The following is a 14,349-nucleotide window of genomic DNA, read 5'->3' as shown; positions in this document are numbered from 1 at the left end:
CGATGGACGCAGCTGAGTTTTCAATCAAGAACCGGCTTATCATGGGCATCATCATCACATTGGTGATGGTGGGCGGCTGGTACAGCTACCAAAACATTGCCCGGTTTGAGGATCCTGAATTCACAATTCGCACTGCGCAGGTGATCACCCAGTATCCTGGTGCAACGCCCGAGGAGGTAGCGAACGAAGTCACTGAGACGCTTGAAAGCGCGATCCAGCAGCTCGGCGAGGTCGACGAGGTGCGATCCGTGTCATCAGCCGGTCGGTCGGAAATCAGCGTCGATATTCTCTACAGCGCATCGCCCACGAAAGGCGATTTGCAACTGATCTGGACGAAGCTGCGTAACAAGGTGAATGACGCCACGGGGCAGCTGCCACCCGGTGCCAGCGCACCGTATGTCGCCGATGACTTTGGTGACGTGTATGGATTGTCCTACCTCATCACTGGTGACGGCTTCGCACCCGCAGAGGTCTATGAGTATGTCCGCTCTCTGCGGACTGAGTTGTTGGAAGTTGAGGACGTCGCAAAAGTAAGCGTTTTTGGGGCGCAACAGGAGGCGATTTACGTAGAGGTTTCGCGCGAGCGCGCCAACGCCCTTGGCCTGTCAGTCGAGCAAATCTACGCAGATCTTTCGCAACAAAATTCAGTCGTTTCGGCGGGCGACGTGCAATTTGGTGACCGACGCAACCGACTCCAAATCACAGGTGAAATTGGATCAGTCGATGCGATCCGGAACCTAGTGATTTCGACTGCCACTACTGGCAGGATTGTGACCTTGCGCGATGTGGCTGAAGTAACCCGCGACTACATCGATCCGCCGTCAAATGTCGTTCGCTGGAATGGCAAGCCAGCGATTGCGATTGGTGTGTCGAACGTGTCCGGCGCCAATGTTTCAAAGATGGGTGAAGCCATCGATGCCAAACTTGAGGAAACCGAAGCACTCCGCCCGCTCGGGATCGAAGTCCACGAATTCTATCATCAGGGCAAAATCACAACGGAGGCGGTTTCCAATTTCGCGGTCAATGTGATTGCGGCGTTGGTCATTGTGCTGGTCACGCTGTTCTTTTTCATGGGCCTTCGTTCGGCCTTGATAATCGGGGCAACCTTGGTCGTGACTATCGCTGCCACACTTGCGGTCATGTTTGTCTGGGGCATCCCGATGCACCGCATCTCGCTAGGCGCCTTAATTATCGCACTAGGCATGCTGGTCGATAATGCGATTGTTGTGACTGAAGGCATCCTTGTGGGCACTCAGCAGGGTCGCAAGAAACTGGAAATCGCCAAAGAGATAGTCTCGCGCACAAAGTGGCCGTTGCTGGGTGGGACGCTAGTGGGGATCATTGCATTCGCGCCAATAGGTTTTGCGCCAGGTTCAACCGCAGAGTTTACCGGAGACCTGTTCTGGGTTGTAATGATCTCGCTGCTGTTCAGCTGGGTGTTCGCAATCACGGCTGTGCCGCTGTTTGCCGATTTGCTCTTCAAAGAGAGCGATGGCCCGGCTGAGGAGAAACCCGAGCACCAATTCTTCGTTCGCTACCGCGCTTTGATGCGTCAGGTTTTGGCCCGATCAAATCTAGCTATCATTGCGGTCGTAGGAATGTTCGCGCTGGCGATTTTTGGCTTCAACTTCGTGAAGTCCGGGTTCTTTCCTCCATCCACAAGCCCGCAAATCGTAGTCGATTTCTCAATGCCGGAAGGCACTGACATCTCGGTTACGGATGCCAAAATGCGGGAACTGGAAGGGTTTTTGACCGCACTCGATGGGATCGAAGGGATCCAAACTCTCGTCGGCCAGGGCACGCTGAGATACATGCTGGTATACGCGCCTGAATCGCCAAGCTCAGCATATGGTCAGTTCCTCATAAAGACGACCGACTACGATGCGATTGCGGGCCTGCTTCCGCAAATCCAAAGCCATATCGATGGAAACTTCCCAGATGCTCAGGCGAAAGTCTGGCAGTTCCAGCTCGGCCCAGGCGGTGGCTCAAAAATCGAAGCTGAATTTTCCGGTCCAGACATCACAGTTCTGCGAGAGCTAGCAGACAAGGCCAAAGCCATAATGGCAGCTGATGGCGGAGCGATTTCGATAAAGGATGATTGGCGGCAGCCAGTCAGCGTTGTCGACGTCATTTATGATGCGGACAGTGGGAGACGCCTTGGCATCTCTCGCGAAGACCTCGCAAATGCCCTTCGCACCAATTTTTCTGGACGCGATGTCGGGGTGTATCGCGAGAAAGACCAGTTGATTAGGATCATCTCGCGCGCGCCTGCGCGAGAGCGGCTTGATGAGACATCGCTGCAAGGCGTCCAAATTCTAAGCCAGTCGACTGGACAAGCCGTGCCCATTCTCGAGGTCGTCGATGGCTTCGAGACAGTGTGGCAGAATGCTAAGTTGCGGCGTGTCGACCGAGTTTGGACGATCAACGCTCAAGCCGATCCCTTGCCCGGAGAGCTTGCCTCGACCCTGTTCGAACAACTGCGACCACAAATCGAGGACATACCGCTGCCGGACGGATACCAGCTGAAATGGAATGGTGAGTTTGGCGACAGCGCCGAGGCAAATGATAGTTTGGCTAGCACCTTGCCGCTTGGCTTCCTGGCCATGGTGCTTGTCGTAATCGTGCTCTTCAACGCGCTTAAGCAACCTTTAGTAATATGGCTGATTGTCCCGCTCGCCTTGATCGGTGTTGTGATCGGATTGCTTGTTACCGACACCGCGATGGAATTTATGGCGATCCTCGGATTGCTCTCGCTATCTGGTTTGCTGATCAAAAACGCGATTGTCCTTGTCGATCAGATGGATCTGGAGATCCGCGAAGGCAAACCTCGATTTGATGCGGTCCTGGACTCGGCAGCGAGCCGCGTTCGCCCAGTCATGATGGGTTCGCTAACCACGGTCTTGGGTGTTATTCCGCTATTCCTAGACGCGTTCTTTAAATCGATGGCAGTTGTGCTGGTCTTTGGCCTCACATTCGCAACGCTTCTGACGCTCATCATCCTGCCTGTCTTTTATGCCAAGGCGTTCGGGATAACCGCAGATGAAACAGCGCATAACGACGTTGATCCATCCGAAGGAGCGGTCGCATGAGCAAGCAGCTTCAAAGAGCGGCTTTCATCGTGGGGCTTGGCGCCCTGATGTCCTCTTGCGCTTCAGTTCGACCAGCAAATGACACGTTGGCCGGTCAAATGACCGCAGAAAGTGTCCCAACCGCACCTAATCAATGGACATCGGCTCGTGAGAGAGTGGGCGAAGTACGGGTCGGCTGGATCGCTGCGTTCAACGACCCCACTCTCACTGCGCTCGTCGAGGAAGCCCAGCAGAACAACCGCAACCTTCAGGCCGCTGCTGCGAGTGTCCGTCGAGCCAATGCGCTCGTACGTCAAGCTGGCGCTCAACAACTGCCAGCCGTTGGTGCATCGGCAGACGCAACGCGAACGGAGATTGTCGACGGGCCTGGAAGCAATTCTCGCTATAGCGTTGGCTTGCAGGTCTCCTACGAAGTGGATCTATGGGGCAGGATTGAAGCAGGTGAAGCTGCGGCGATAGCCAGCGCCCAAGCTGCGGAAGCCGATTACGTCTTCGCCCAATACTCCATCGCAGCCTCCGTAGCGCGAACATACTTCCTTGTTATCGAATCCCGAGAGCAAGCAGCGGTTGCCAATGGCATTGTCGATGCGCTGACTGAAATATTCAGGATCGTCGAGCTGCGGTATCAGTACGGCTTTGCATCGGAATTTGATGTATCGCTCGCCGAAGCTGACTTGCAATCCGCACGAGACAGCCTCGCGGCAGCTCAGAATGGAGAAATCGAGGCGCTGAGAGCGCTAGAAGCGCTAGCAGGCCGCTATCCGGCGGGTTTGTTGGATACGGCTGAGAGGCTTCCGGCATTGCCATCTGCACCGGGCGCAGGACTGCCGTCCGAACTGCTTGAACGTCGTCCTGATGTAATCGCTGCCGAACGCGATGTGGCAGCTGCGCTCAATTCACTCTCGATTGCTCGCGCCGCGCGCCTGCCAAGTTTGTCGCTTTCCTCCTCCCTTGGCGGGGCTTCTTCGGAGCTCGAGAACGTCCTCGACCCTGCCAACTTGGCCTGGACAATCGCAGGAAACCTGCTCGCTCCGATTTTCCAAGGTGGCGCGCTCGATGCGCAAGTCGACATTGCTCAGGCGGACATCGATGCCACGGTTGCGATTTATGCTGATACCGCGATCAATGCTTTTACCGACGTAGAGACTGCTCTTGATCGCGGAGTGTTCCTGCGCGCGCGCCGTGATGCGCTTGAAGTGGCAGCTGATCGCTCTCGCAACGCTTTACGCCTTTCAAATCTGCAATATGGTCAGGGTGAAATCGATTTGTTCGATGTGCTTGGCGTGCAGCAGCGTGTCTTTGGCGCGGAGAGCAGTTTGCTGGCTTTGAAACGGGCCCAGTTGAATCAGTATATCGAACTCAGCCTGGCACTAGGCGGGGACTGGCGAGAAACTCCTACTCCAGCAGCCGACGCGGAAGACTGAAGCGCAATGGAGATCATCAACGGCAACATTCTGCAGGTCGATGACTTCGTCACGCTTACGCTCGGTATCATCGTCCTGTTCGTTGGGATTACGATTACCAACCGGATTGACTTTCTGCAGAAGTACAACATTCCGGAGCCGGTGACGGGTGGAATAATCGCGTCGGTGGTTGGGTTGATCCTGTATGCCTCATTCGGGCTGGAGATCGAATACAGCCTCTATGCCCGAGATGTTTTCCTGATCTATTTCTTCACAGCAATCGGGATCAACGCTCGGTTCGGCCAGCTCTTGGCCGGTGGGAAGCCTTTGGTGATTTTTCTCGGTCTCACGCTCGCTTATCTGACTCTCCAGGACACAGTCGGCTTCGCTGCCGCAGCAGCAATGGGGCAGCCTAGCGGAGTAGGCGTTCTTGTCGGATCAGCATCGCTTGCAGGCGGACATGGCACGGCCATTGCGTGGGCACCGACCATTGCAGAACAACAAGGTGTGACCAACGCATTAGAGATTGGTGTCGCAGCGGCCACGATTGGTCTGGTCATCGCCAGTTTGCTTGGCGGCCCAATCGCAAGCTTCCTCCTGTCGCGCTACAATCTCAAATCCGAAACCGAAGGCAACCTGATGGTCGGTATCGAGCGCGAGAAGCAAGACGACACCACAATCACACACCTCAACCTGATGGGCGCGATATTGGTCATCCATATTGCCATGATAATTGGTTTTGGATTGAACATTGCCATCGCTGAGTTTGGGTTGAAGTTACCATTGTTCGTGTCGTGCATGATGGTCGCAATCCTGATGACCAACACCTTCCCGCTTGTGGCGAAGAAGGCCCCATGGCCAACCGGTACTAAAGCGCTCGCGCTGATCTCTGAGTTTTCGCTCGGCCTCTTCATTGCCATGTCGCTGATGGGCATGCAGCTCTGGGAAGTGGCGGGCCTTGCCGGACCACTATTTGGGATCTTGGCCGCGCAGGTCATTGTCGCGGTCCTTTTCATCCTGTTCGTCGTGTTCCCAGTTATGGGTCGAAACTACCTTGCGGCTGTGCTGTCAGCGGGCTTCGCAGGTTTTGGGCTTGGCGCGACCCCAACGGCCATCGCAAATATGTCCGCAGTCACAAAGACGCACGGCCCAGCGCCCACGGCCTTTATCATTGTGCCTTTGGTCGGGGCGTTCTTTGTCGACGTCGCGAACGCATTTCTGATACAGTTCTTCTTGACGCTCTGAGGATTGGATAGGGGAGATCCGGGTATGAAGCTCTACACGAGCATTGTTGCTGCGGCAGCTGCATTGGCTCTGTCGGCCTGCGCCACAACCGGGCGCATCTCGACCGATTTTGACGAGGCTCAGAACTTCAGCGAATATCAGTCATTCGCATGGGCGGGCGAAAGCCCGATGGTTGTTCTTGGCGCACGATCGGTTCCGCCGACTGTCCAGGCCGATGTCGCTCAAGCGATCAAAGCTGATCTGATCGGCAAGGGATATCGCTTTACAGAGAACTTGCAGGAGGCAGATTTCGCGGTCTCCTTCACAATCGGCACTCGCGATGGCACCCGGATTACGCAGACCCCAGACTATTTCTGGCAGGATCGAGTCCGTTGGACTTGGGGCAATTCGTATTGGCCTCGTCTGCCGAGCATGACGCCGCCGTTGCGCACTGAGGTTCGAGAATACACTGAGGGCACTTTGGCAGTCGATGTATTCGATGTTTCTCGCCGAACGCCGGTTTGGCATGGTGCAGGAGAGCGCAACCTCACTCGTTCTGAGCTTCGCGGCGAGACCAACACGGCTGCCGCCGATGTCGTTCTTATTCTTGCCAAGTTTCCGCCAAGTTAAGTGAACATAGATGAGTACGAGGAATGAGACCTTCGCGCTTCTGAAGGACAGTCTTGATGAGGCGCAGGTCTCGGTTCGCGCATACGATACGAAGGCACAAATCGTCGGCGTTGGCTACATCTTTGCGCTGAATATCATCAGTGACATTGGCAAACTTGGGAGCGAGCAAGGGGCCGCGAATGTGGTAACAATTGCACTTGCCTGGTTCCTCGTCGTCCTGCCGATCGCCTTGTTTGGGTATGTTCTCTATCCAGTTCGCAAATCCACTCAAGCGGAGACAGAAGATGGCCGCAGCCACATCTTCTACCTTCATCCGGACCGGTATGGTTCGGCGAAGCATCTGATCGAAGCCGCAGAGCAATGCGATCCCGTCGATGAAATCGCAAACGAGTTGATGCAGATTTCATTACTCAGAGAAAGCAAGCGTAAACGCTTTGTCACGGCGTTGGCCGCCGCAGGATTTGCCTTTTCCGCTTTGTTCGCTGCGCAGCTCCTCACTACGTCAGGCGCGGTCTAGCTACTTAACAATATGCGTCTTCAGTACGTCGAGAGCCTTCTCGTTTGGCTTGTCAACGCATTCGAGCATGGTGTTCACGACCGCAGTCTGAACGTCGCGAGCTGACATTTTCGACTCGGAAGCCTGACCTCGCGCAAAACCGTATAAGAGGACCATGGCGAACGCGCGATCATCCTCGCTCAGGGTGACCATATCCCAGCACCGCAATTCCCCCAAATCAACGACATCAGTCGATTCCAGGCCAAAATCACCGAGATCCTGTTTCTGCGCAGATTCGTTCGCGAACGCGTGACTAGCTGCAAAGAGACTGCCTGCTAGCGCAAATCCTGCAATGAGTGACTTCTTCATAATGGTTGCTCCTATCGCGCGCCGCGCATGCAGGCGTCCAATTCAAGTCGATAAATTCGCGCTTTGCGTTGCTGGTCCTTCTTGGCTTCGCCGCGCTTTATCGCGCCAACGATTGCTCCTAGAATCGCGCCACGGCGTTCCGCTTTCTTGCGCTCTTTCTTGTTCTTGCCGGAAATAAGAGCGCCGAGAGCGCCAAGCCCTGATCCTTTGGCTGCGCCTTCGAGTGCGCCCCCCGGCAGGTATCGATCAGGCACTTTGCCCTCATAGCCTGAGAAAGCGAGAGCGCGTTCGTGACAATAGTCGAACCGGGACTCAAGGTACTGCGGGTCTTTCTCCTGAGCCGAGGCCGAAGCGGCGAGCAATGCTGCTGTCACCAAACCGCAAACGAGTGACTTCTGCACTGGCTACCCCTCTGTTGGAATCTGAGGAAAGACTATCATCTTTCGATGGGATAGAAAGCGGTTCTTATGCGGTGGAAGACATCCTTAGGCTTTTGGATTGCTGGAATTGTCCGCTTCCACCCCCAAACCCAGTCGCTCCTTCGTTAGCGCAACATTGCCGAGACCGGACATTTACGACCTCCACCAAAAATGCAACGGGGGACGAAATGGGGGAACACCTCTAATAGTGAGAAAAATTGACATCAATTCTGTTTATACTATAGATATTTATGTCAATTTGGTTCGAATCCAACTCGGAGCCAGATTTTCCAAAACAGTCGAAAATTCGCGCGATGCTTTTGGAAAGCCCAGCTCGAAATACCAACCCTTAGGCCGCCCAAGGCCCCGTAATGGCTAGCGTGCGCGTGGGCGCATAGGCGTTTACAAAGAACCACTTACCATCGGGTGAGAAGCATCCGCCTGCCAGCTCAGTCTGCATCCGCAAGCGGCCGAAATCATACGGACGGCCGTCCGGAGTGATGCCGCGCAGGTGGTTGTCGACCACTTCTGTGTACTGATCCTCACAGACGATCAGGTGGCCGTTCGGCGCGACACATAGGTTGTCACCGTAATCAAACTGCGCCTTGCTTTCGCTTTCGAAGAACAGCTCGAACCGATCGGGGCCAGCGCCGCGACCGGGGACCAATCTGAATATCTGGCCAAGGTTTTTCGCACCGCCACTGGTCGAGCAGATGAACATGTCATTCTGGCCCATATGAATGCCTTCGCCGCGTGCGACCAAGGCTGCGCCCTGCGCGGCGGCGCGCTTGCGCAGATCATCTTCTGGCGCTTCGACCTCGTCAAGGTCGATCCAGCGCACTGTGTAAGATTGTCCGACAGGCATCGCGGCGTTTTCCCAATTGCGGGTGTCGCTCAACCCCTCAAGCGCCATCGCCTGAAGCTTGCCGCCATCGGACAGTTTGCCAGGAGTCTTGGGAAGGAAGCGGTAGACGACGCCTGAATTGCGATCTTCGGTCTGGTAGACATAGCCAGTCGCCGGATCGACACAGGCAGCTTCGTGATTGAACCGCCCCATGCCGCGCAGGGGAACCGGATCGACCAGTCCGGTCGCCGAGCCGGGCACTTCGAACACCCAGCCGTGATTGACTGCTAGGCCCTCACCATAGCGCTGACCGGGGCCGGTGGGCGCTTCTTCGCAGGTCAGCCAGCTACCCCAAGGCGTAACCCCGCCCGAGCAATTGCGGATCGTCCCGCCGAGCGTGCGGAACTGGCGTTTCACGTCGAGAGTCTTTGCATCGAGAACGATGTTGGTGGTGCCGCCGGGGACAATGTTACCATTGTGCGTGCCGAAGCCCTTGGCAATCGGCCCGCCTGCTCCATCACTCGGCACAAGCTCATGATTGCGCACCAGCACGATCTCGCCATTGCCCAGATCGAGGCACCCCATGCCGTCGGCCTTGTCTGGCACGGTTCCGCCATCGCTCATCGCATCGCCGAGGCTGGAGAGCAGTCTGTATGAAAAGCCCTTGGGCAAATCGAGCATACCAGCTGGGTCAGGCTGCAACGGGCCATAATTCGAGAACGAGCCCCCAGTTGCAGGAGCGGCCACTCCGCGCGTCATGCAGCCGCTCGCGAGCAGTGCGGCAAAGGCACTGCCGGTAGCACCCAAAAATTGGCGGCGGCTTGCGGCGGGCATATTCATCGGGTCAGGCTCCATTGCGTGGATCGCGCCAAGTCCCAAACACGGCGCAACTGTTACACTCAATTGAGCCTGGTCCCGCGAAGTTGCAAGGCTTTCGACGTCACCGCTGCCGCATCAATTGAAGCGCAAAGAACGTCACCACAGCGGAGTCTGGAGTTCATCAGGCAGGTACATTGCCGCGCCCGGCTCCACCTCGAAATCGCGATACCAGTCTTCCAGGTTCGAAAGGACACCGTTTACGCTGAATGGCGGCGGCGGTTGCGAAGCCTGACGGGCCATGCTCCGCAGAGCCTCATCGTTTGCCACCATCCGAGTTTTCTGCGTCAGCGCCAGCCAGTATCTCTGCGGCCCGGTAAATCCTCCCAAGACCAGCCCGGCTTCTTCAGGATGATCTTGAAGATAAAGTTCATAGGCGCGCCGACCGATCAAGGCTCCCGTCAGGTCGCCGACAATCTCTCCGATCATCTGATCGGACTTGAGCGAAACGTCCGGCAGAGCCTCGTAGTCACCGAATTGCTCGATCAGTCGCCTGGTCCGCTGTTCGTAGGCCGCGCGAGCAGCCGGGGTCCACCAATCGCGCAAGGCGCCCCGGCTGTCGAACTTTGAACCCTGGTCGTCGAGAGAGTGGCCGAATTCGTGCCCACTGGTCGATCCAATCGACCCGAAGTTTACCGCCATATCGGCCTTCGGATCGAAGAACGGCGGAAGCAATGCGCCCGCCGTGATGAATATCTTGTTGTATTGCTGGTGAAAGCCCAGGCCCACGCGGTGCGGGTACATGTTCCAGTCGCCCCAGCGCGAGATTGGCCGCCCAAGCCGGTCGAGATCCAACTTCCAACGCTCCTCACGCAGGCGGCGGATATTGCCAATCAGATCATCCGATCGCGTCTCAAGGGCAGCGAGATCGGGGCGCTCCTTAGGCTCGGCTATCTCAAAGATAATGGCATCGGCCTTAGCCAATGCTTCGGCTCGCGTGACATCGTCCATCCACTCGGTTTCGAGCAATTGCTCGCGAAAGGCCCGGCGGACATATTCGCCGATTTCCAGCACCTTTTGATTGCTGGATTCAGGAAAGTGTTTGGCGACGTAGAGCGAGCCCACATCCCAGCCCAGCTCGCCCTGAATCAGTTCTGTCGCGCGATCACCCCGTGATGTCCGTTCAGCAACGCCATACAGGCGCTGATCGTAGAATCGGAAACGGCTCTCTCCAAAGCGATCTGGCAGGTAGTCGGCATGATTGCGGACCCAATGGAAGGCCAGATAGCTCTTCCAGCTTTCAATCGGGATTTTGTTAAACAGCGCGGCGCTTTCGGTGATGCCGCCGATCCCGAAATTGACGGCATTGAGGTCCCAGATGCCCTTCGCCTCGAAGTAAGCGTCCCAGGGGAAACCAGGTGCTTTCTCGCGCAATTGAGCCGTCGAGATCAGGTCGAACGCTGCGCCCGCATCGCGGAGGCGCGCAAAATCCCACATCACATTTGCGAAGCGCGTTTCCAGGTCGAGAACGCGTTCGGCATGCGCAGGGCCATCGGAAAGCCCAGCCAGAGCAAAGCTTTCCGCGATGTAATCGAGATAGGCGGCGCGATGGCCCCCGAACGGTTCTTCGTCGCTCTTGTAATAGACCTGACCCGGCAGACCGAGCCCAGTGACGCGGTACTGCTCCAGCGAGAGGATGTAGCCGCCTTGCATATCGACCGGAGGTTTTACGATCAGGTGGAACAACGAACTCGCCATGGGATCGCCCATGAACTGCGCGACCTGATCATGGGTTTCGATCCGTGCGATCCGATCAAGCCCACCCTGAATAGGCGCAACACCGAGTGCCTCGATCCTTTCCGCGTCGATATAGCTGCGATGCAGATCTTGCAGCCGCCGCTCGGCGGATCCCTCGGCGGCACGGGGTTGGGTGAGTATCCCTTCCATGATTGCTGCGACATCATCGTAGATCTTGAGCTGCGCGACCCATGGTTCGGACAGGAAATTCCGGTCGGGCGGTATCGGCGTGGCGTTGATCCAGCCTTCGTTGACGTAAGTGTAGAAATCGTCGCCTGGTTTGATGGTCTCGCTTAGATGCTCGGTCTGGACGCCCCATTCTCCATGGGATGGTCCCGTCGAATCCGCATGGGCCAGCGGTGCCAGGCACACCAATGAGGCTGCTCCGAAGACCCAGCGTTTCACTTCAGAGCGCAATCTCACAAGCGGCATATTTCCCTTTCGGAAGGACACGGGTCGCCAGCGTTAGGGCCATTGGCTGCTGCCGCAAAATCGTCCCAGCGTTCTGCCTTGCGCGCATGACCGGACAGGACATAGTCGACATCCAAGCCTAGTCCCACAATGATCCGATACATCTCAAGTGCGGAGGGCTGAACCCGGCTTGGTCCGTCAGCCACCAGACCATGATAATGGTCGTCTTGAAACAACGCCTTCGCGCCAGAATGATAGACGAAGGCGTTCTCACTCGCATGCGACGTCCCGCGAACATAGATCGACAGCGGACCTACTCGGTCGTCTGCGGTTAAGATATCGAGTGAAATTTCATCCATGTCGTCGCGGGTGGATTGAAGCGTCTTATGCGACTCGTTGGTCAGATGAAGGGTCGCACCCAGTTCAATTGCCTCGCCAACAGCATCCATGTGATCGCTGTGGTGGTGGGTCACGATCAAGCCTTTGAGCGGTACGTCGCGCCCGAGATGTTCGGTGAACGCCTCGTAGCGATCCTTCAGGCCCGCATAGGCGTTGACGGAGATGACACCGTCGCCATCCAGCACAAACAGTCCATAATCCTCGCGGCCAACCATGAAGACACCCTCGCCAACTTGCTCGACCGTCATCTCCGATTGTTCGACGTTTTCGGCGGGCTGAGAGAACCCATCTCCGACCACTAGGCTCGCCTGAACATCAACGTTCGGAACGAACGTTATCGCTGTGTCGAACTCGGTAAGCGTGTCGCCCAGATAGATGTAGAACTCGGACGCATGGCGGACACCGCCAACCATTCGGTGTTCGGCGAACAGCAAGTTCACTTCGCCAATCTCGCGCATCATTGTGAGGCGGTGGATAAGCCCGTCCGCGCGTGAGATATAGACGATCGCGCGCTGGGTTTCCGGGCTGACTTCGAGAGCGATTTTGTCGTGAACGACACCGCGATACTCCTCCGTACCGAGATATTCGATCTCCAACGACCCTGTGGCGATGCGATAGGCGAGCAAGGTGTCGGTACTGCGGAAATCGGTATTGAACCACTGCCAGAACCCACCCCGTTCGCTCGGCGTCGCGGACATTTCGAAATAGTCGAGCGCGGTCGCTCCGTCCGCGTTCACGACGAAACGGTTGTGATAGGCATTGCCGTTCTGATGGGTCCAGCGCTCAACGCTCCCGTGCTCGTTCACAAGATCGAAGTGCTTGCGCAAGCGGTCGCGCTCATACTCGACGAAGCCTGCGGTTTGGCCCTGCCCCGGCCAGGCAAGGCGCCGATAGCTGACGATAGAAACGCTTTGCAGCTCGGTCAGCGCGTCACCGCCATAGGCATTGGTCAGCCGCTCGATGATTTCGGCCACCCGCGCATCGTCGGTCTGTGCTGACGCAGGTGCAACTCCCAGCAATGCCAGCACCACAAATATCAGAGAATACCGCAAAAAAGCCTCCGTGAAGATAGACGTGCCAAGGCCCGCCGGACTCAATCAAGGCTAGGTTCGCGCCGTAGCGGCGTCTTGCGGATTTGTTGAAAAAGGTGACGGATTCCGCGCATTCGCACCTCCCGCCAAAAGCCGGGCTCGATAGGCTCTTGGCGTCATACCCTGCTGCGACTTGAAAGCCTTGTTGAACGAAGAAAGCGATGTGAAGCCGGCGTCGAAGGCGAGTGTGAGGATTGGGAGATCAGCGGTCTCAGGCTGCTCCATCGCATCGCAGACGGCATCGATCCTGATACGGTTGATGAAGCTGCTGAAGTTGGTCTGGCGCAGGCTTTGGTTGATCAAGGCGCGCAAGCGGTGCTGGCTCACGCCAAGTTCGGCCGAAAGGCTTACAATTGTAAGCGCGGGGTTCCTGAAGCCCTCATCCGAAAGTAAGTGCTTCTGCATTTTCCCTAGCAGCGCTTTGTCTTGGGGTTGCAGGTCGCCAGGTAATCCTGATGGACCAGTTGGAGCTGCACTTGGGAGGTTGAAACGCAGCATCCAGATTGCTCCGAAAACGAGCGCTGGCATGATCGCCATTATTTTCGCTGTGCGGAAGTGTATCGGCGCGCCGTCAGGGACCATCTCAGAAGCAGCCGCCGCGATAGTCACGAGGAACAGCAGAACGACAAAGTAGGTCCGCGAATTGCGGCGGCGCTCCAGCAAGTCATCGCTGCGGCCGTGCAAGGTGACCCATGCGAGATGTCCCATCAGCAGGATCGAGGTAATGCCGCCATAGATCGGCAGCCAAGCGGGCGGATCAGCGACCAGCCCTACCCCAGCAAGTCGCGGCCAGAAGATCGGCGCCGCGTACAAAACGCCAACAGCGACATGCCAGGCGCGAAGCCTGAATTCGCTCTCATACAGGCTGAGCGCGAACAACCAGACAAAGACAAGATGCGGAATGTCTGCAAAACGAGCGAGCGAGAGGAGCGGTTCGGGCGGCTGGAGCGCGGGCGGCGCATATCCCAAGAAAAGCGCGCCAACGCTCCCACAACTGAGGATAAGGTAGGGCGCGCTTGGCCAAGTCTTGCGGTGCTTCCAACTCGTCACCGCAATCATCAGCAAGAGAGCCACTCCGCCGAAACGCACAAACGCGTCAAGAAACAGCAAGGTGACACCCTCGCTTGGAATTCTCAGTCGTCCGCTGCCGCTCGACACTCATGGATTAGCTGTGCCACGAAACCCTGATCAATCTAGCGTTGAATCGATCAGCGCAATTGTCCGTTCGATGGCGGGCACGATAAGGTCCGCAGCAGACCATCCATTCTTGCACGAACTGCGACTCTGTCTATGGTTAGCGGGCTTGCCTGATCGCGCTGAAAAGCTCAGAATGATTGAATTGTGAGCGACTGATCTGCCAA

General features: G+C 56.7%; 11 protein-coding genes. 5 read left to right on the top strand and 6 right to left on the bottom strand.

Going from position 1 to position 14,349, the window contains the following annotated elements; translation table 11 throughout:
• Positions 1 to 2 precede the first annotated feature (2 nt).
• The 5 genes from Q0837_RS04890 to Q0837_RS04870 are packed head-to-tail and all read left to right on the top strand — an operon-like array spanning position 3 to position 6,863.
• Positions 3 to 3,089, top strand: coding sequence for an efflux RND transporter permease subunit (locus Q0837_RS04890; protein ID WP_298466005.1), 3,087 nt, complete (start codon positions 3 to 5; stop codon positions 3,087 to 3,089).
• Positions 3,086 to 4,513 carry an efflux transporter outer membrane subunit gene (locus Q0837_RS04885; protein WP_367275164.1) on the top strand — a complete coding sequence of 476 codons (1,428 nt, stop codon included), beginning with the start codon at positions 3,086 to 3,088 and terminating at the stop codon, positions 4,511 to 4,513. The genes Q0837_RS04890 and Q0837_RS04885 overlap by 4 nt, the downstream gene beginning before the upstream one ends.
• A 6-nt stretch (positions 4,514 to 4,519) precedes the next feature.
• Positions 4,520 to 5,737: a sodium/glutamate symporter gene (gene gltS / locus Q0837_RS04880; RefSeq protein WP_298466003.1), complete on the top strand. Its 1,218-nt coding sequence runs from the start codon at positions 4,520 to 4,522 to the stop codon at positions 5,735 to 5,737.
• A gap of 24 nt (positions 5,738 to 5,761) precedes the next feature.
• Positions 5,762 to 6,346 (top strand): DUF4136 domain-containing protein, encoded by a 585-nt coding sequence (locus tag Q0837_RS04875; RefSeq protein WP_298466001.1) that lies wholly within the window; start codon positions 5,762 to 5,764, stop codon positions 6,344 to 6,346.
• A gap of 10 nt (positions 6,347 to 6,356) precedes the next feature.
• Positions 6,357 to 6,863: a hypothetical protein gene (locus tag Q0837_RS04870; RefSeq protein WP_298465999.1), complete on the top strand. Its 507-nt coding sequence runs from the start codon at positions 6,357 to 6,359 to the stop codon at positions 6,861 to 6,863.
• On the opposite strand, the gene Q0837_RS04865 is transcribed toward Q0837_RS04870, so the two are convergent.
• The 6 genes from Q0837_RS04865 to Q0837_RS04840 form a co-directional block, all read right to left on the bottom strand.
• The gene (locus Q0837_RS04865) at positions 6,864 to 7,211 is read right to left on the bottom strand and encodes an HdeA/HdeB family chaperone (RefSeq protein WP_298465998.1); all 348 of its coding nucleotides are present in this window, start codon (positions 7,209 to 7,211) and stop codon (positions 6,864 to 6,866) included.
• 11 nt (positions 7,212 to 7,222) lie between these two features.
• Positions 7,223 to 7,612 (bottom strand): hypothetical protein, encoded by a 390-nt coding sequence (locus Q0837_RS04860; protein ID WP_298465996.1) that lies wholly within the window; start codon positions 7,610 to 7,612, stop codon positions 7,223 to 7,225.
• 367 nt (positions 7,613 to 7,979) lie between these two features.
• Complete coding sequence (locus Q0837_RS04855) at positions 7,980 to 9,314, bottom strand: alkaline phosphatase PhoX (protein ID WP_298465994.1); 1,335 nt, start codon at positions 9,312 to 9,314, stop codon at positions 7,980 to 7,982.
• Positions 9,315 to 9,449: 135 nt separating this feature from the next.
• The gene (locus Q0837_RS04850) at positions 9,450 to 11,492 is read right to left on the bottom strand and encodes a M13 family metallopeptidase (protein WP_298465991.1); all 2,043 of its coding nucleotides are present in this window, start codon (positions 11,490 to 11,492) and stop codon (positions 9,450 to 9,452) included.
• A gap of 14 nt (positions 11,493 to 11,506) precedes the next feature.
• Positions 11,507 to 12,949, bottom strand: a complete 1,443-nt coding sequence (locus tag Q0837_RS04845) for an MBL fold metallo-hydrolase (RefSeq protein WP_298465990.1) — start codon at positions 12,947 to 12,949, stop codon at positions 11,507 to 11,509.
• Between the two features lie 51 nt (positions 12,950 to 13,000).
• Positions 13,001 to 14,098 carry an AraC family transcriptional regulator gene (locus tag Q0837_RS04840; protein ID WP_298465988.1) on the bottom strand — a complete coding sequence of 366 codons (1,098 nt, stop codon included), beginning with the start codon at positions 14,096 to 14,098 and terminating at the stop codon, positions 13,001 to 13,003.
• Positions 14,099 to 14,349: the final 251 nt, after the last annotated feature.

This window comes from uncultured Erythrobacter sp. (assembly GCF_947499705.1).
GTDB lineage: Bacteria > Pseudomonadota > Alphaproteobacteria > Sphingomonadales > Sphingomonadaceae > Erythrobacter.
This window is presented reverse-complemented; position numbering and strand designations above follow the sequence as displayed.

Bases quoted from the DNA above. Each gene is read 5' to 3' on its own strand.
- Q0837_RS04890 (WP_298466005.1), top strand. From the start codon at position 3: ATGGACGCAGCTGAGTTTTCAATCAAGAACCGGCTTATCATGGGCATC.
- Q0837_RS04885 (WP_367275164.1), top strand. From the start codon at position 3,086: ATGAGCAAGCAGCTTCAAAGAGCGGCTTTCATCGTGGGGCTTGGCGCC.
- gltS (WP_298466003.1), top strand. From the start codon at position 4,520: ATGGAGATCATCAACGGCAACATTCTGCAGGTCGATGACTTCGTCACG.
- Q0837_RS04875 (WP_298466001.1), top strand. From the start codon at position 5,762: ATGAAGCTCTACACGAGCATTGTTGCTGCGGCAGCTGCATTGGCTCTG.
- Q0837_RS04870 (WP_298465999.1), top strand. From the start codon at position 6,357: ATGAGTACGAGGAATGAGACCTTCGCGCTTCTGAAGGACAGTCTTGAT.
- Q0837_RS04865 (WP_298465998.1), bottom strand. From the start codon at position 7,211: ATGAAGAAGTCACTCATTGCAGGATTTGCGCTAGCAGGCAGTCTCTTT.
- Q0837_RS04855 (WP_298465994.1), bottom strand. From the start codon at position 9,314: ATGAATATGCCCGCCGCAAGCCGCCGCCAATTTTTGGGTGCTACCGGC.